This is a genomic window from Streptomyces sp. NPDC016851 (assembly GCF_055562795.1).
The window spans coordinates 295,488-311,721 of sequence record NZ_JBVHEP010000003.1; the positions used below are offsets into that span (position 1 = coordinate 295,488).

A 16,234-nucleotide genomic window follows, 5' to 3' on the forward strand; every position below is an offset into this window, starting at 1 on the left:
GTTAGTTGATCACCACCTTGACGATGCCGGTGAGGGCGATCTGGGCGAGGGAGAGGGGGACGAGGAGGGTCCAGGACAGTTTCTGGAGCTGGTCCTCGCGCAGGCGGGGGTAGGTGACGCGCAGCCAGATGACGAGGAAGGCGAGGACGGCGGCCTTCAGCAGGGTCCAGACCCAGCCGAGGCCGTCGGCGCCCCAAGGGCCGTGCCAGCCGCCAAGGAAGAGGACCGTGGTCAGGCCGCACAGGACGACGATCCCGGCGTACTCGGCGAGGAGGAAGAGGGCGAAGCGGAGGCCGGTGTACTCGGTGTACGCGCCGAAGATGATCTCCGAGTCGGCGACGGGCATGTCGAAGGGCGGGCGCTGGAGTTCGGCGAGGCCGGCCACGAAGAAGACGATCGCGCCGACGATCTGCCAGGGCAGCCACCACCACTCGAAGGCGTCGAGGATGCCGGGGATCGAGACGGTGCCGGCCGCCATGGCCACCGAGGCGGCGGTCAGGAGCATCGGCAGTTCGTAGGCGAGGAGCTGGGCGGCGGTGCGCAGGCCCCCGAGGAGGGAGAACTTGTTCGCGGACGCCCAGCCGGCCATGAGCGAGCCGAGGACGCCGACGCCCATGACGGCCAGGACGAAGAAGACACCGGCGTCGATGACCTGGCCGACGGCTCCCTCGTCCGGGCCGATGGGGATGGCGAGCAGGACGAGGAGGTACGGCAGGAGGGCGACGGCGGGCGCCAGTTGGAAGATACGGCGGTCCGCGCCCGCGGGGACGACGTCCTCCTTCTGCGCGAACTTCACGCCGTCGGCGATCAGCTGGGCCCAGCCGTGGAAGCCGCCGGCGTACATGGGGCCGAGGCGGCCCTGCATGTGGGCCATGACCTTGTGTTCGGTCTGGCCGATGATCAAGGGGAAGGTGAGGAAGACGACGAAGACGATCAGGAGTCGCAGGGTGACGTCGAGCGCGTCGTTCACCGCGGGCCTCCTGAGGGGTCATCGGGGTTGTCGGTGGGCTGCGGGTTGTCCGCCGGTTCTGAGGGTTCGGCGGTGTCCGAGGGTTCGGCGGTGTCCGAGGGTTCAGGGGTGCCAGAGGGCTCAGGGCCGGCAGCGGGCTCGGGGGTGTCCGGTGACTCCGAGGCCGTGTTCGGGCTCTTCGGGTCCGACGGCTCGGGAGTCGGCAGCGCGCCGGCCTCGGGGGACGGTTCGGGAGCCGGCTCCTCGAAGGCCGGGCGGGCGTGGTGCCAGGGAGCGTCCGAGCTGCGCGGGGGCCGGGCAGCCCTGCCCGGCCGGCTGTCGCCGGTGTCGGACGCGGCCTGCTGCGACGCCGAGCCGTCACTCGCGCTTCGCGCCCGGCGCGGCTCCGCCGAGGCGCCCGGCGTTCCGGGCCCGGCGTCCGACGACTCCGGCTCGGTGGCCGGTGGTGGAGAGCCGGCCGCGGTCGCCGCTGGTCCGGCTTCGGCCGCCCGAGATGCGGAACCGGAGGTTGTGGATTCGAGGCCCGAGGCAGTGGCTTCGGGACCGGAGCTCGTGCCTTCGGGACCGGAGGTCGTGTCTCCCGAACCGGAGCTCGTGCCTTCGGGACCCTTGGACGTCTGGCTCGCCGAACCCTCCGCCGCCGAGCGGCTACGACGCGGTTCCGCCGAAGCCGAAGCCGAAGCAGTCGACTCCCCGGGCGCGGCCTGGCTCGCCGACCCCTCCCCCGCCGACCGCGCACGGCGCGGGGCCGCAGACGAAGTCGCCGCATCACCGGCGGCAGCCTGACTGGCCGAACCCTCCGCCGCCGAGCGGCTACGGCGCGGTCGCTCCGAAGGCGGGGCAGCCGCAGGCGGAGTCGCCGCGTCACCGGCAGCAGCCTGACTGGCCGAGCCCTCCCCCGCCGAGCGGGTTCGCCGTACCGGGCGTTCGCCTGCCGGGCGGGCGGTTCCTCGGGCCGGGCGGTCGGCTGCCGCGCGGCCGGCGCCGCGGGCCGGGGCCGGGGGGAGCTGGCCCTTCAGGGGGCCCCACTCGTTCGGGTCGGGGACGCCGGGCGGAAGCATCTGGCGGCGCTTGGGGCCGCCGTGTTCCGACTCGCCGGGCTCCTTCGCGCCGGGCCAGGCCTTGGCGACGCGGGCGGCCAGGACGAAGTCCTTGCGCAGGGGGTGGCCTTCGAAGTTCTCGGGCAGGAGCAGGTGGTCCAGCGCCGGGTGGCCTTCGAAGGTGATGCCGAACATCTCGTGCGTCTCGCGTTCGTGCCAGGCGGCGCCCGCGTAGACCCCGACCGCCGAGGGCAGTGTGGAGGCCTCGTGCGGGACCGTCGTACGCAGGAGGAGGCGGCGGAGCGGGGACAGCGCCGCGACGTGGGCCGTCACGCGAAAGCCCGTGCCCGGTTCGTCGACCGCGCTCAGCCAGTCGAAGTACGTGCAGGTCAGGCGGTCGCGTGCGGTCTCCAGGGCGGAGATCCAGCTCGTCGGCGGTACGTCGACCGTCAGGACCTCGTACGACTCCTCGGCCGTGACGTCCGTGCCGAAGAGTTCCTCAGCGTCGGCGGGGAGCCAGCCGACCGCGGTCATCGTCCCTCCCCCGGCGTCGAATCGGAGGCCGGGGCGGAGCCCGGGGCGGGGGCCGGCGGCTGCACCAGACCGCTCTGCAGCGCCGCTGCCGAAGGACGGGCGGCGCCGCTGCCGTACCGCTCCCCCAGCGACTCGCGGGCGATCTTCTCCTGGAGCTTGAGGATGCCCTGGAGCAGCGCCTCGGGCCGGGGCGGGCAGCCGGGGACGTAGACGTCGACGGGGATGATCTGGTCGACGCCCTTGGTGACGGAGTACGAGTCCCAGTAGGGGCCGCCGCAGTTGCTGCACGCGCCGAAGGAGATGACGTACTTGGGTTCCGGCATCTGCTCGTAGAGGCGCTTCACCGCCGGCGCCATTTTGTCCGTGACCGTGCCGGAGACGACCATCAGGTCGGCCTGGCGCGGCCCCGGCGCGAAGGGGATGACGCCGAGCCGGATGAAGTCGTGGCGGGCCATCGACGCCGCGATGAACTCGATCGCGCAGCAGGCGAGGCCGAAGTTGAAGACCCAGAGCGAGTAGCGGCGGCCCCAGTTGAGGATCACCTTCATCGGCTCGGGTGCGAGACGCGCCAGGGCGCCGAGCCGCTTCGGCTCGGGAAGCAGCACGGGCTCGGGCTCGGTGCCGGCGGGGGTCACGTCCATGCCAGGACGCCCTTCTTGTATGCGTAGAGCAGGCCCACGGCCAGGAAGCCGAGGAAGATGAACATCTCCACCAGGGTCGTCGCGCCGTAGCCGGGGGCTGCGAAGACGGTCGCCCAGGGGAACAGGAAGATCGAGTCGACGGCGAAGATCACGTACAGGAACGCGTAGACGTAGTAACGGACCTGGGTGTGGGCCCAGCCCTCGCCGACGGGGTCGACGCCGCACTCGTACGTCAGGAGTTTCTCGGGTGTGGGGACCACGGGCCGCAGCAGGCGGCCGGCCCCGAAGGCGACGGCGACGAACAGCACGCCGACGACGGCGAGCAGCCCGACGACCGAATAGGACTGGAAGTAGTCCGCCGCGACGACGGTCGTGGTGACGACGGTCGGTTCCGGCACGTCCGTCCCTCGCTCCCTGAAACTCGGACTGGATCCTGCGACGGTTCCGCGGCTCCGGGGCACGGCCGGGAACAACGGACGCCGCCGTTCGACGAACAACGGACGCCGCCGTTCGACGATCTGTACGCACGGGAGTCTAGGCCCTGATAAAGGCAGGGTAAGCAGCCCGTCACGCCCTGGCATGCGGGGGTGGGGTTTACCCCAGCGGTTCCTGGCGGTCTGCCTCATGGCGCGGGTGCCCGCCGCCGGGCACGCTAACGCATATGACCGAACGCATCCCGCCCTTGGGCACCAGCGCGGCCCCGACGGCGGCCGGGCCGGACGACCGCCCGCCGCCGCCCCGTCTCGCCTACGACCGGCACACCTGGAAGGAGATCGTGCATCTCCTGGCGAACCTTCCGGTGGCGCTGGTCGGCTTCACCTATGTCGTGACGGCGCTGTTCACCAGCCTCGGGCTGACGGTCACGGTGATCGGGCTCCCGCTGCTCGCGGCAGCGCTCGGCGGCGCGCGGCTGCTGGGGCGGATGGAGCGGGCGAGGGCCAGGGCGCTGCTCGGGGTGCGGGTGGACGAGCCGAGCCGGCTGCCGCTGCGCGGCCGGGGCGGCTTCCTCCAGAAGCTGTGGATGTCGCTGAAGGACCCGGTGGGCTGGCGCACGGTGCTGTACGAGTTCATACGGCTGCCCTGGGGTGTCCTCACCTTCACCATCACGCTGACCTCGCTGTTCGTGCTGTGGCCGGTGCTGCCGTTCATCGCGCGGGGCCTGACCAACGCCGACCGGGCCATGGTGCGCGGGCTGCTGTCGCCCTCCGACGAGCTGGAGCGGCGCATCGCCGAGCTGGAGTCGGACCGGGGCGTCGTGGTCGACACGGCCGCCGCGGACCTGCGGCGCATCGAACGGGACCTGCACGACGGGGCGCAGGCCCGGCTGGTCAACCTGGCGATGGGGCTGGGCCTGGCCAAGGAGAAGGTGCTGGAGGACCCCGACGCGGCGGCGGCGATGGTCGAGGAGGCGCACGGCGAGGTGAAGCTGGCGCTGCAGGAGCTGCGCGACCTGGCCCGCGGCATCCATCCGGCGGTCCTGACCGACCGCGGCCTGGACGCGGCCCTGTCCGCGGTCTCCTCGCGCTGCACGGTTCCGGTCAAGGTGACGGTCGACCTGCCGACGCGGCCGGCCGCGGCCATCGAGGGCATCGCCTACTTCACCGTCTCGGAGCTGCTGCAGAACGTCAGCAAGCACAGCGCGGCGAAGGCGGCGTCGGTGGATGTGTGGCGGACGGACGACCGGCTGCTCATCCAGGTGTGGGACGACGGCCGCGGGGGCGCGAGCCTCGACGGCGGTACGGGGATGCGGGGCCTGGCCGAGCGGCTGGACGCCGTCGACGGCCTGTTCGTCCTGGAGTCCCCCGAGGGCGGCCCGACGACGGTCACGGCGGAACTGCCCTGGCGCGACCGCACGGACGACTCCGGCTCCGGCACTCCCTGAGCGGCGCCCGGAGGTAGGGAAAACCCCCCGTCCAAGACGCCGACGGACTCCATGGTCCGCCGACCTGCGGCGGAGCAGGGTGGAGGTACGGGAAGACAGCCGCAGGACGAGGGAGAAGGACGACGCCGATGGCCACGGAGTACGGACAGGGATACGGGCTCGACGGCAGGCCCGGGTTCCCCGGGAGCACCGAGCGGCGGCACCGTCTGCCGGCCGCGCTGCGGGCGCCGGTCGAGGGCCGCACCTGGCGGGAGCTCGGATATGTGCTGCTGAGCCTGCCGATCAGCATCCTGCTGTTCACCTACGCGGTCACGATGGTGTCGCTGGGGGCGGGACTGCTGGTGACGTTCCTCGGCATACCGGTGCTCGCGGCGGGGCTCGCGGGGTGCCGTGGCCTCGGAGCGCTGGAGCGGGGGCGGGCGCGGGCGCTGCTGGACCTGGACGTGGCCGGCCCGGAGCCGCTGCGGATCAAGAAGCCGGGCGCGATGGCGTGGATGGGGGCCGTCCTCAAGAGCGGCTCCTCGTGGCGGGCGCTGCTGTACGCGGTGCTGCACCTGCCGTGGGCGGTGTTCTCGTTCGTCGTCGCCGTGAACCTCTGGGTGCTGGGCTGGGCCCTGCTGACGTACCCGCTGTGGTTCTGGGTGTTCCCGATGTACGCCGGGCAGGACGGGATCCAGCTGTACGGCGACGGGACGCACCGGATCTATCTGGACAACCCCTTCGAGATCACGGTGACCGCGCTGGTGGGTCTGGCGCTGACGATCACCACGCCGTGGATCGTGCGGGCGCTGACGATGGTGGACCGGCTGCTGGTGTACGGGCTGCTCGGGCCGTCGCGGCTGGCCTCACGGGTGGTGGAGCTGGAGTCGGACCGGGGGGTCGTGGTCGACACGGCGGCGGCGGACCTGCGGCGCATCGAGCGGGACCTGCACGACGGGGCGCAGGCCCGGCTGGTGGCGCTGGCCATGGATCTGGGGATGGCGAAGGAGAAGCTCCACGAGGACCCGGAGACGGCCGCGCGGATGGTGGACGAGGCGCACGGAGAGGTGAAGACGGCGCTCCAGGAGCTGCGGGACCTGGCCCGGGGCATCCACCCGGCGGTGCTGACCGACCGCGGTCTGGACGCGGCCCTGTCCGCGGTCTCCTCGCGCTGCACGGTGCCGGTGCAGGTCGAGGTCGACCTGGCGGAGCGGCCGGCGCCGGCGATCGAGGGGATCGCCTACTTCACGGTGTCGGAGCTGCTCCAGAACGTCAGCAAGCACGCGCGGGCGACCTGGGCGGGCGTCGAGGTGTGGCGGACGGAGGACCGGCTGATGCTCCAGGTCGTGGACAACGGCGTCGGCGGGGCCGATGTCTCCCAGGGCTCCGGTCTCGCGGGACTGGCGGAGCGGCTCGACGCGGTGGACGGGATCCTGGTGGTGGACTCGCCGGCGGGCGGGCCGACCCGGGTGACCGCGGAGTTGCCGTGGCGGGGCGCGCACGTGAGGTGACCTTCGGCTCTCCCGCCACCCCCTACCGGCTCCCCCACCACCCCCTACCGGCTCCCCCACCACCCCCCAACCGGTCGGATCGGTCGGACAACGAGCCGGTCCACCCCCATCCGGCGCCCGTTCCTGAAATGCTGGACCCGTCGCACGGGTGGGCGCGGAGCCGTTGTGGGCTGCGGACGGGCGGCGTCGGGGTGTGGGGGGCCGAACATCGTGGAGGACAGGGTGCGGGTGGTCATCGCCGAGGATTCAGTGCTGCTCAGGGAGGGCCTGACCCGGCTGCTGACCGACCGGGGGCACGAGGTGGTCGCCGGGGTCGGTGACGGCGTGGCGCTGATCAAGACCATCACGGAGCTGGACGCGCAGGGCGAGCTGCCGGACGTCGTGGTCGCCGATGTGCGGATGCCGCCGACGCACACCGACGAGGGCGTGCGGGCGGCGGTGCAGTTGCGCAAGGCGCACCCGGGGCTCGGCGTGCTGGTGCTGTCGCAGTACGTGGAGGAGCGCTACGCCACGGAGCTGCTCGCGGGATCCAGCCGGGGCGTCGGCTACCTGCTGAAGGACCGGGTGGCCGAGGTGCGGGAGTTCGTGGACGCGGTGGTGCGGGTGGCCGAGGGCGGTACGGCCCTCGACCCGGAGGTCGTCGCGCAGTTGCTGGGCCGCAGCCGTAAGCAGCACGTGCTGGCGGGGCTGACCCCGCGGGAGCGGGAAGTGCTGGGGCTGATGGCCGAGGGCCGGACGAATTCGGCCATCGCCCGGCAGCTCGTGGTCAGCGACGGAGCGGTCGAGAAGCACGTCAGCAACATCTTCCTGAAGCTGGGGCTCTCCCAGAGCGAGGGGGACCACCGCCGGGTGCTGGCCGTGCTGACATACCTCAATTCATGAAACTCCCGACATGCAGGTCAGGGCGGTCGATCGTCTCAAAGTCGTGTCCAACATGCGAATGACCCGAAGAAGGCGACCCTTACGGTCGTAGTGTTGATCCTGGGAACGCCTGGGGAAGGCCTTCCCGGACAGCCGCCTCGAGGGAGGTCCAGTTCAGTGACCAGCCAGGTCAGTAGCCCAGCGGAGCAGGCCGACGAAACTGTCGTAGGAGAGCAGCGCAAAGCGGCGGGCACGAAGGACGTTCGCCGCCTCGACCGGGTGATCATCAGGTTCGCGGGGGACTCGGGTGACGGCATGCAGCTCACCGGTGACCGTTTCACCTCGGAGACCGCGTCGTTCGGCAACGACCTGTCGACGCTGCCGAACTTCCCGGCCGAGATCAGGGCGCCCGCCGGGACCCTGCCGGGTGTGTCGTCCTTCCAGCTGCACTTCGCCGACCACGACATCCTCACGCCCGGTGACGCGCCGAACGTGCTGGTGGCGATGAACCCGGCCGCGCTGAAGGCGAACATCGGCGACCTGCCGCGCGGTGCCGAGGTGATCGTCAACACGGACGAGTTCACCAAGCGGGCCATGCAGAAGGTCGGCTACGACACCAGTCCGCTGGAGGACGGGTCGCTGGACGGCTACCACGTCCACCCCGTGCCGCTGACCACGCTCACCGTGGAGGCGCTGAAGGAGTTCGACCTCAGCCGCAAGGAGGCCGAGCGCAGCAAGAACATGTTCGCGCTGGGCCTGCTGAGCTGGATGTATCACCGGCCCACCGAGGGCACGGAGAAATTCCTCAAGTCGAAGTTCGCGAAGAAGCCCGACATCGCGGCGGCCAACATCGCCGCGTTCCGTGCGGGCTGGAACTTCGGCGAGACCACCGAGGACTTCGCCGTCTCCTACGAGGTCGCCCCGGCGGCCACGGCGTTCCCGCCGGGCATCTACCGCAACATCTCGGGCAACCTCGCCCTGTCGTACGGCCTGATCGCCGCGAGCCGGCAGGCGGATCTGCCGCTGTACCTGGGGTCGTACCCGATCACGCCGGCGTCGGACATCCTGCACGAGCTGAGCAAGCACAAGAACTTCGGGGTGCGGACCTTCCAGGCCGAGGACGAGATCGCCGGTATCGGGGCGGCGCTGGGCGCGGCCTTCGGCGGTTCGCTGGCCGTGACGACGACGAGCGGCCCGGGTGTGGCGCTGAAGTCGGAGACGATCGGTCTGGCCGTCTCGCTGGAGCTGCCGCTGCTGATCGTGGACATCCAGCGCGGTGGCCCGTCGACCGGTCTGCCCACCAAGACCGAGCAGGCGGACCTGCTCCAGGCGATGTTCGGGCGCAACGGCGAGGCCCCGGTCCCGGTGGTCGCGCCCCGTACGCCGGCGGACTGCTTCGACGCCGCGCTGGAGGCCGCCCGGATCGCGCTGACGTACCGCACGCCGGTGTTCCTCCTCTCCGACGGTTATCTGGCCAACGGCTCCGAGCCGTGGCGCATCCCGGACCTGGAGGAGCTGCCGGACCTGCGGGTGCAGTTCGCGCAGGGGCCGAACCACACGCTCGACGACGGCACCGAGGTGTTCTGGCCGTACAAGCGCGACCCGCAGACACTGGCGCGACCGTGGGCGATCCCGGGCACGCCGGGTCTGGAGCACCGGATCGGCGGCATCGAGAAGGAGGACGGCACGGGCAACATCTCCTACGCCCCGGCCAACCACGACTTCATGGTGCGCACCCGGCAGGCGAAGGTGGACGGCATCGACGTCCCGGACGTCGAGGTGGACGACCCGGACGGCGCCCGGACCCTGGTCCTCGGCTGGGGCTCGACGTACGGGCCGATCACGGCCGCGGTGCGGCGGCTGCGCCGGGCCGGGGAGTCGATCGCGCAGGCGCATCTGCGCCACCTGAACCCCTTCCCGGAGAACCTCGGCACGGTCCTCGGGCGTTACGACAAGGTGGTGATCCCCGAGATGAACCTCGGGCAGCTCGCCACGCTCATCCGGGCGAAGTACCTGGTGGACGCCCACTCGTACAACCAGGTCAACGGTATGCCGTTCAAGGCGGAGCAGCTCGCCGCGGCTCTGAAGGAGGCCATCGATGGCTGAGACGTCCACGCAAGGCACGGGCACCATCGAAGCGCTTTCCCTCGTCCCCAAGGCCGAGGGCAGGCAGTCGATGAAGGACTTCAAGTCCGATCAGGAAGTGCGCTGGTGCCCTGGCTGCGGCGACTACGCCATCCTCGCCGCGGTGCAGGGCTTCATGCCCGAGCTGGGGCTGGCGAAGGAGAACATCGTCTTCGTCTCGGGCATCGGCTGCTCCTCCCGTTTCCCGTACTACATGAACACCTACGGGATGCACTCCATCCACGGCCGCGCCCCGGCCATCGCCACGGGTCTGGCGAGCTCCCGCCGCGACCTGTCGGTGTGGGTCGTCACGGGTGACGGTGACGCGCTGTCCATCGGCGGCAACCACCTGATCCACGCGTTGCGCCGCAACGTCAACCTCAAGATCCTGCTGTTCAACAACCGGATCTACGGTCTGACCAAGGGCCAGTACTCGCCGACCTCCGAGGTCGGCAAGATCACCAAGTCGACGCCGATGGGGTCACTGGACGCGCCCTTCAACCCGGTGTCGCTGGCGATCGGCGCGGAGGCGTCGTTCGTGGCGCGGACGGTCGACTCCGACCGCAAGCACCTGACGGAGGTGCTGCGCCAGGCCTCCGCCCACCAGGGCACGGCCCTGATCGAGATCTACCAGAACTGCAACATCTTCAACGACGGCGCCTTCGACGCCCTGAAGGACAAGCAGCAGGCCGAGGAGGCCGTGATCCGGCTGGAGCACGGCAAGCCGATCCGCTTCGGCAGCGACCTGGCCAAGGGTGTCGTCCGGGACCCGGTGACGGGTGATCTGAAGGTGGTGGCGGTGACGCCGGACAACGAGGACCAGGTGCTCGTCCACGACGCGCACGCCGAGTCCCCGACCACGGCGTTCGCGCTGTCCCGGCTCGCCGACCCGGACACCCTGCACCACACGCCGATCGGGGTCCTGCGCTCCGTCGACCGGCCCGTCTACGACACGCAGATGGCCGACCAGCTCGACACGGCGATCGAGCAGCACGGCAAGGGCGACCTGGGCGCGCTGCTGGCGGGCGGCGACACCTGGACGGTCGTCGGCTGAGCATGCCCCTCGGAGACCGAGGCCCGGGACCGTCTCAGGACGCGGCCCGGGCCTCGTCGTATGCCCGGCGTGCCTTGTCCACGTCGTCCATGCGCCGGTGCGTCCACCGGGTGAGGGCGCGCACCTGCTCGGCGGCCTCGCGGCCGAGGTCGGTGAGGGAGTAGTCGACGCGGGGCGGGATCACGGGCTTGGCGTCGCGATGGACCAGGCCGTCGCGCTCCAGGGTCTGGAGCGTCTGCGTGAGCATCTTCTCGCTGACGCCCCGGCCCCCGTAGCCGTTGATCGCCCTGCGCAGCTCGCTGAACCGGTGCGGGCGGTTCAGGAGCTCGATCAGCACGAGCACGCCCCAGCGGCTGGTGACGTGCTCCAGCACCAGCCGGTACGGGCACAGGGCCTCGGCGTCGCCGCTACTTACTGTCATGCCAGTACCTTACTTCAAAGTGGGTACTTTCCAAGAGTTAGCGCCTCTCGTAGGGTTAGTGCCATCGCACCCCACAAGGAGAGTCGCCCTCATGAGCATCATCGTCACCGGAGCCACCGGAAGCCTCGGCCGTCACGTCGTGGAGCAGCTGCTGGAGAAGGTCCCCGCCGAGCAGATCACCGCGGTCGTCCGCAACGCGGAGAAGGCCGCCGATTTCGCGGAGCGCGGTGTGAAGATCGCGCTGGCCGACTACAACGCGCCCGCATCCTTCGACGGGCTGTTCTCCGCCGGTGACAAGGTGCTGCTGGTCTCCGGCAACGAGTTCGACAAGGGCCGCGTGCAGCAGCACAAGGTCGTCATCGACGCCGCCAAGGCGGCCGGTGTCGCCCTGCTCGCCTACACCAGCGCCCCGGGCACGCTGACCGCCGCGCTCGCCGACGACCACCGCGGCACCGAGGAGCTGCTCCTGGACTCCGGCGTGCCTTACGCGCTGCTGCGCAACGGCTGGTACCACGAGAACTACACCGAGAACCTCGCCCCGGTGCTGGAGCACAACGCGGTCGTGGCCGCCGCCGGTGAGGGCAAGGTCTCCTCCGCCGCCCGCGCCGACTACGCCGCTGCCGCCGTCGCCGTGCTGACCGGCGAGGGGCACGAGAACAAGACGTACGAGCTGGGCGGCGACACCGCGTGGAGCTTCGCCGAGTACGCGGCCGAGCTGAGCCGTCAGACCGGCAAGGAGATCACCTACAACGCGGTCTCGACCGACGTGCTCACCGGGATCCTGACCGGCGCCGGCCTGCCCGAGCCGCTGGCGCAGACGCTCGCGGGCGTGGACGCCTCCATCGAGAAGGGCGAGCTGGTCGTCTCCACCGGCGACCTGTCCCGACTGACCGGCCGCCCGACCACCCCGTTCTCCGAGGCCATCACCGCGGCGCTCAAGGGCTGAACTCCCCCGGCGGGCCCTAGGGGGTGTCCGCGAAGTCCCGCCTGCCCCGCGACGCCCGGCACGCACTCTCGCCGCACCGGCCGAACACCCGCGTACAACCAGTACGCGGCGGGCGTCCGCCCGGCACGCCGAGAGCACGCACCGGACGCCGCGCGGCCCGCCCTCCGGGCGGACGACGGGACTTCGCGGACACCCCCTTGAGCCGCCCCACCCCCGGCTGTCATGACCGTATACCGATACGGGCATGACAGCCGGGGGCGCTCGGCGTTACCGTCGTGGACGCGGAACACACGTACGGAGGAGGGGCCCGTGAGCGGCAAGCCGAGGGGTGAGCGGCACATTGGACTGCTGAACGGCTTCGCGGCCTACGGCATGTGGGGGCTCGTTCCGCTGTTCTGGCCCCTGCTGAAGCCCGCCGGGGCGATGGAGATCCTGGCCCACCGGATGGTGTGGTCGCTGGTCTTCGTGGGCGCCGCCCTGCTCGTGCTGCGCCGCTGGGCCTGGGCCGGAGAGCTGCTGCGGCAGCCGCGCAGGCTGGGCCTCGTCGCGGTCGCCGCGACGTTCATCACCCTCAACTGGGGCCTGTACATCTGGTCCGTGAACTCCGGGCACGTCGTCGAGGCCTCGCTCGGGTACTTCATCAACCCGCTGGTCACCATCGCCATGGGTGTGCTGCTGCTGAAGGAGCGGCTGCGGCCGGTGCAGTGGCTGGCGGTCGGGACCGGCGCCGCGGCGGTCGTCGTGCTGACCGTCGGCTTCGGCCGGCCCCCATGGATCTCCCTCGGCCTCGCCTTCTCCTTCGCCACGTACGGGCTGGTGAAGAAGAAGCTGAACCTCGGCGGCGTGGAGTCGCTGGCCGCCGAGACCGTGGTGCAGTTCCTGCCCGCGCTCGGCTTCCTGGTGTGGCTGAGCGCGCGGGGCGAGTCCACCTTCGCCGCCGAGGGCGCGGGGCACGCGGCGCTGCTCGCCTCGGCCGGCATCGTCACCGCGCTGCCCCTGGTCTGCTTCGGCGCGGCCGCCATCCGCGTGCCCCTGTCCACGATCGGCCTGTTGCAGTACCTGACGCCGGTCTTCCAGTTCCTGCTGGGCGTCTTCTACTTCGGCGAGGAGATGCCGCCGGAGCGCTGGGCCGGGTTCGCGCTGGTGTGGCTGGCGCTGGCGCTGCTCACCTGGGAGGCCCTGCGCGCCGCCCGCCGGGCCTCCCGCACGCTGACCAGCGAGATCAGCGCGCCCAGCACCACCAGGACCAGCGGCACGATCAGCGCCGCCCGGAACGCCGACAGCGTGGCCTCGGGGCCGGACCCGGTGGACGCCAGGCCGTAGACCGCGGTCACCGCCGAGATGCCGATGGCGGAGCCGAACTGGGTGGCGGTGGTCAGCAGCCCACCGGCCAGGCCCTGCTCCGACCCGGTGACCCCGTCCGTGGCCGCGATCGTCAGCGGCCCGTAGGCCAGGGCGAAGGCGAGGCCGGACAGCAGCAGCGTCGGGAACATCATCGCGTAGGACCAGTCCATGCCCACCGGCAGGAACAGGGCGTAGGCGGCCACCGCCAGGAGGAATCCGCCGACGATCACCCGTGCGTTGCCGAAGCGGGCGACCAGTCTCGGGGTGAGCGTCGGTGCGAGGACCGCGTCGACACCCATGACGATCAGGGCGACGGCGGTCTGGAGGGACGACCAGCCGCGCAGTTCCTGGAGGTAGAGCGTGACGACGAACTGGAAGCCGAAGAAGGCACCGAGGAAGAGCAACGCCCCCAGGTCGGCGCGCACGACCGGGCCCTGGCGCAGGATCCCGAGGCGGACGAGCGGATCCGGGCAGCGACGTTCGAGCGCGACGAAGGCACCGGCCACGAGCAGAGCCGCGAGCCCCGAGACCAGGGTGAGCGGCCAGTCGTGCAGGCCGTGTTCCAGGCGTACGACGGTGTAGGCGGCCAGCAGCATGGCGCCGGCGGCGGTGATCGCGCCGGGCAGGTCGAAGGTGCGCCCCCGCACGGGTGGGGCGTCCCGCCGGGGCACCAGGCGCACGGCCGCGACGAGCAGGGCGGCGGTCAGCAGTACGGGCGCGAAGAACACCCAGCGCCAGCCGAGCTCGGTGAGCAGGCCGCCGATGACCAGGCCGAGGGAGAAGCCGGCCGCGCCGGTCCCGGCGAAGACCAGCAGGGCCTTGTTGCGCTTCGGCCCCTCCTCGTAGGACGTGGTGATCAGGGAGAGCGCGGCCGGGGTCATGAACGCGGCGGCGACGCCGGTGACGAACCGGGCGACGATCAGCATCCAGCCGTCCGTCGCGAGGCCACCGAGTCCGGAGAAGGCGAGGAAGACGGTCAGCCAGAGCAGGAACATCCGCCGCCGGCCGAGCAGGTCGGCGGCCCTGCCGCCGAGGAGGGTGAAGCCGGCGTAACCGAGCACGTAGGCACTCAGCACCCAGGCCGCCGTGCCGGTGGCAAGGCCCAGATCGGAGCGGATGGCCGGGATCGCCACCGCCATCATCGCGACGTCGGCGCCCTCAAGGAAGATCGTCCCGCACAGGACGAGCAGCAACGCCCAGGCACGCGTGCCCATGAGTCAACACTCCTCTGGTGGAAGTCGGTTACGCAAGCGAGGGTCGGTTCCCTCTTGTAACCACGACCACCCTGCGGCAGTATCGACAGACATGGAAGTAGGCACTTCGAAGTCACCGAGTAACTGCGAGAGCACCGTGGACCACGGCGACGCCGACCCCTTCCAGTGGGACACCCGCGAGGACTGCCAGGTCCGGCAGATCCTCGACCGGATCGCCGACAAGTGGTCGCTGCTCGTCATCGCGCTGCTGGAGAACCGACGGCTGCGCTTCACCGAGCTACGTCGGGAGATCGACGGGGTCAGCCAGCGGATGCTGACGGTGACCCTGCGGTCGCTGGAGCGGGACGGCCTGGTGAAGCGGACGGTGCACCCGGTGGTGCCGCCGCGGGTCGAGTACGAACTGACCTCCCTCGGCAGGACTCTGCACACCACCATCCAGTCCCTGGTGACCTGGACGGAGCGGCACCAGGACGAGATCGCGGCGGCCCGCAGCGCGTACGACGCCCGCGAGGCGGAGGCTACGGCTTCCTAGGCAGGGCCCGGGACCGGTGGGCCCGAGCCTTCTCACGGTTGCCGCAGTGCTCCATCGCGCACCAGCGGCGGCGGCCCGGGCGGGAGGTGTCGACGAAGAGCAGGTAGCAGTCGTGGGCGCCGCACTCGCGGACGCGGTGCGCGTAGGGACCGGTGAACAGGTCGATCGCGTCCCGGGCGACCGTGGAGAGCAACTGGGCTCCGGTGGCGTCCGGGGCCCAGGCGCGGGTGCCGTCCGGCTCGATGCGGGCGACGAGCGGGGGCCCGGCCGCGGCGGCGTTGACGACGTCCAGGTGGGCGGCCCGCAGCGGGCGGCCGTGGGCGCGGTCGGCGGCGAGCGGGAACAAGGCGTCGCGCAGGGCGCGGACACGTTCCAGCTCGCCCTCGGTGACGGTGATGTCCAGGCCGTCCGGGAGGCGGCTGCGTGCGGTCCAGGCGACGAGATCGGCGGGCTCGCGCAGCACCTCGTAGCGGGCGAACCGACCGGGGCCGCCTGTCGTCAGCAGCTCCAGGCACAGGGCGCCGGGGTCGAAGCGGTAGGCCTTCCCCTGGTGCGAGACCAGTGTCATTTCGGGTGTCCGGTCCGGCGTTTCCCCTGCGCGCCCACTCATGTAACCAGTATAACTGGTTACATGACACAGACCCCGGCATCACCCGCCCCCCTGCACTGGAAGATCGTCATCGACGCGAACGATCCGCACGCGCAGGCCGACTTCTGGGCCGCCGCCCTGAGGTACGAGGCCGAGGACAACAGCGCCCTGATCGAGAAGCTGCTCGGCTTCGGCGCCCTGCCCGAAGAGGCCACGGTCGAGTTCCACGGCCGCCGTGCCTTCCGGGACCTGATCGCCGTACGGCACCCCGAGGACCCGTTCGAGGAGGAGAGCGGGACGGGGCTGGGGCGGCGGCTGCTGTTCCAGCGGGTTCCGGAGGCCAAGACGGTCAAGAACCGGCTCCACCTCGATCTGCACCCGGGCGAGGGGCGGCGCGAGGAGGAGGTCGCGCGGCTGGAGGGGCTCGGTGCGCGGGTGCTGCGGCGGGTGGCGGAGCAGGGCGGTGAGTGGGTCGTGATGGCGGATCCGGAGGGGAACGAGTTCTGCGTGCAGTGACCTTCCCGTGCGGGCCGATGTCTCACAACACCCTGGCCTGATACGTCCCTTGACGGAGAGTCAATACCAGCTTCAC

At 71.2% G+C, this 16,234-nt stretch carries 15 protein-coding genes and 1 pseudogene; 9 read left to right on the forward strand and 7 right to left on the reverse strand.

The genetic code is table 11. The features are described 5' to 3' along the window. Position 1: 1 nt before the first annotated feature. Genes ACZ3I3_RS06740 through ACZ3I3_RS06755 form a run of 4 tightly spaced genes read right to left on the reverse strand, consistent with a single transcriptional unit; the run spans position 2 to position 3,583 of the window. Positions 2-970: a complex I subunit 1/NuoH family protein gene (locus ACZ3I3_RS06740; protein ID WP_467363082.1), complete on the reverse strand. Its 969-nt coding sequence runs from the start codon at positions 968-970 to the stop codon at positions 2-4. After that, a complete protein-coding gene (locus tag ACZ3I3_RS06745; RefSeq protein ID WP_467363084.1) occupies positions 967-2,544 on the reverse strand; it encodes an NADH-quinone oxidoreductase subunit C in 1,578 nt (525 codons plus the stop codon). The genes ACZ3I3_RS06740 and ACZ3I3_RS06745 overlap by 4 nt, the downstream gene beginning before the upstream one ends. Next, complete coding sequence (locus ACZ3I3_RS06750) at positions 2,541-3,185, reverse strand: NADH-quinone oxidoreductase subunit B (RefSeq protein WP_467363086.1); 645 nt, start codon at positions 3,183-3,185, stop codon at positions 2,541-2,543. The genes ACZ3I3_RS06745 and ACZ3I3_RS06750 overlap by 4 nt, the downstream gene beginning before the upstream one ends. Then, positions 3,176-3,583, reverse strand: coding sequence for an NADH-quinone oxidoreductase subunit A (locus ACZ3I3_RS06755; protein ID WP_010041427.1), 408 nt, complete (start codon positions 3,581-3,583; stop codon positions 3,176-3,178). The genes ACZ3I3_RS06750 and ACZ3I3_RS06755 overlap by 10 nt, the downstream gene beginning before the upstream one ends. Before the next feature lie 263 nt (positions 3,584-3,846). Here ACZ3I3_RS06755 and ACZ3I3_RS06760 point away from each other — a divergent pair, with 263 nt between their 5' ends. The 5 genes from ACZ3I3_RS06760 to ACZ3I3_RS06780 all read left to right on the forward strand — a co-directional run bounded on the left by ACZ3I3_RS06760 (position 3,847) and on the right by ACZ3I3_RS06780 (position 10,596). Continuing rightward, positions 3,847-5,067 (forward strand): sensor histidine kinase, encoded by a 1,221-nt coding sequence (locus ACZ3I3_RS06760; protein WP_467363088.1) that lies wholly within the window; start codon positions 3,847-3,849, stop codon positions 5,065-5,067. Between the two features lie 128 nt (positions 5,068-5,195). Further along, entirely contained in the window at positions 5,196-6,557 is a 1,362-nt protein-coding gene (locus ACZ3I3_RS06765) for a sensor histidine kinase (RefSeq protein WP_467363090.1), read from the forward strand. Between the two features lie 210 nt (positions 6,558-6,767). After that, positions 6,768-7,439 carry a LuxR C-terminal-related transcriptional regulator gene (locus ACZ3I3_RS06770; RefSeq protein WP_467363092.1) on the forward strand — a complete coding sequence of 224 codons (672 nt, stop codon included), beginning with the start codon at positions 6,768-6,770 and terminating at the stop codon, positions 7,437-7,439. Between the two features lie 156 nt (positions 7,440-7,595). Beyond that, positions 7,596-9,524 carry a 2-oxoacid:acceptor oxidoreductase subunit alpha gene (locus tag ACZ3I3_RS06775; protein ID WP_467363093.1) on the forward strand — a complete coding sequence of 643 codons (1,929 nt, stop codon included), beginning with the start codon at positions 7,596-7,598 and terminating at the stop codon, positions 9,522-9,524. After that, positions 9,517-10,596, forward strand: coding sequence for a 2-oxoacid:ferredoxin oxidoreductase subunit beta (locus ACZ3I3_RS06780; RefSeq protein WP_467363095.1), 1,080 nt, complete (start codon positions 9,517-9,519; stop codon positions 10,594-10,596). Before ACZ3I3_RS06775 ends, ACZ3I3_RS06780 begins: the two co-directional genes overlap by 8 nt. 34 nt (positions 10,597-10,630) lie before the next feature. Here ACZ3I3_RS06780 and ACZ3I3_RS06785 read toward each other — a convergent pair whose 3' ends face one another. After that, positions 10,631-11,017, reverse strand: a complete 387-nt coding sequence (locus ACZ3I3_RS06785) for a winged helix-turn-helix transcriptional regulator (protein WP_467363097.1) — start codon at positions 11,015-11,017, stop codon at positions 10,631-10,633. A 91-nt stretch (positions 11,018-11,108) separates the two neighbouring features. On the opposite strand from ACZ3I3_RS06785, the gene ACZ3I3_RS06790 reads away from it, so the two are divergent. Both ACZ3I3_RS06790 and rarD read left to right on the forward strand, forming a co-directional pair. Beyond that, on the forward strand, positions 11,109-11,963 hold the full coding sequence (locus ACZ3I3_RS06790; protein WP_467363099.1) for an SDR family oxidoreductase: 855 nt from the start codon (positions 11,109-11,111) through the stop codon (positions 11,961-11,963). A 372-nt stretch (positions 11,964-12,335) separates the two neighbouring features. After that, positions 12,336-13,073 (forward strand): annotated as a pseudogene (rarD, locus tag ACZ3I3_RS06795) (EamA family transporter RarD); the annotation flags it as partial. Here rarD and ACZ3I3_RS06800 read toward each other — a convergent pair. Then, on the reverse strand, positions 13,058-14,521 hold the full coding sequence (locus ACZ3I3_RS06800) for an MFS transporter (RefSeq protein ID WP_467363101.1): 1,464 nt from the start codon (positions 14,519-14,521) through the stop codon (positions 13,058-13,060). The pseudogene rarD and the gene ACZ3I3_RS06800 sit on opposite strands and share 16 nt — an antisense overlap. Before the next feature lie 91 nt (positions 14,522-14,612). Between ACZ3I3_RS06800 and ACZ3I3_RS06805 the strand changes: the two genes are divergently transcribed. After that, positions 14,613-15,053 (forward strand): winged helix-turn-helix transcriptional regulator, encoded by a 441-nt coding sequence (locus ACZ3I3_RS06805; RefSeq protein WP_467363103.1) that lies wholly within the window; start codon positions 14,613-14,615, stop codon positions 15,051-15,053. Here the strand turns inward: ACZ3I3_RS06805 and ACZ3I3_RS06810 are convergent. Next, positions 15,040-15,663, reverse strand: a complete 624-nt coding sequence (locus ACZ3I3_RS06810) for a CGNR zinc finger domain-containing protein (RefSeq protein WP_467363105.1) — start codon at positions 15,661-15,663, stop codon at positions 15,040-15,042. The genes ACZ3I3_RS06805 and ACZ3I3_RS06810 overlap by 14 nt on opposite strands. A gap of 21 nt (positions 15,664-15,684) precedes the next feature. Here ACZ3I3_RS06810 and ACZ3I3_RS06815 point away from each other — a divergent pair, with 21 nt between their 5' ends. After that, the gene (locus ACZ3I3_RS06815) at positions 15,685-16,158 is read left to right on the forward strand and encodes a VOC family protein (RefSeq protein ID WP_467363106.1); all 474 of its coding nucleotides are present in this window, start codon (positions 15,685-15,687) and stop codon (positions 16,156-16,158) included. Positions 16,159-16,234 lie beyond the last annotated feature (76 nt).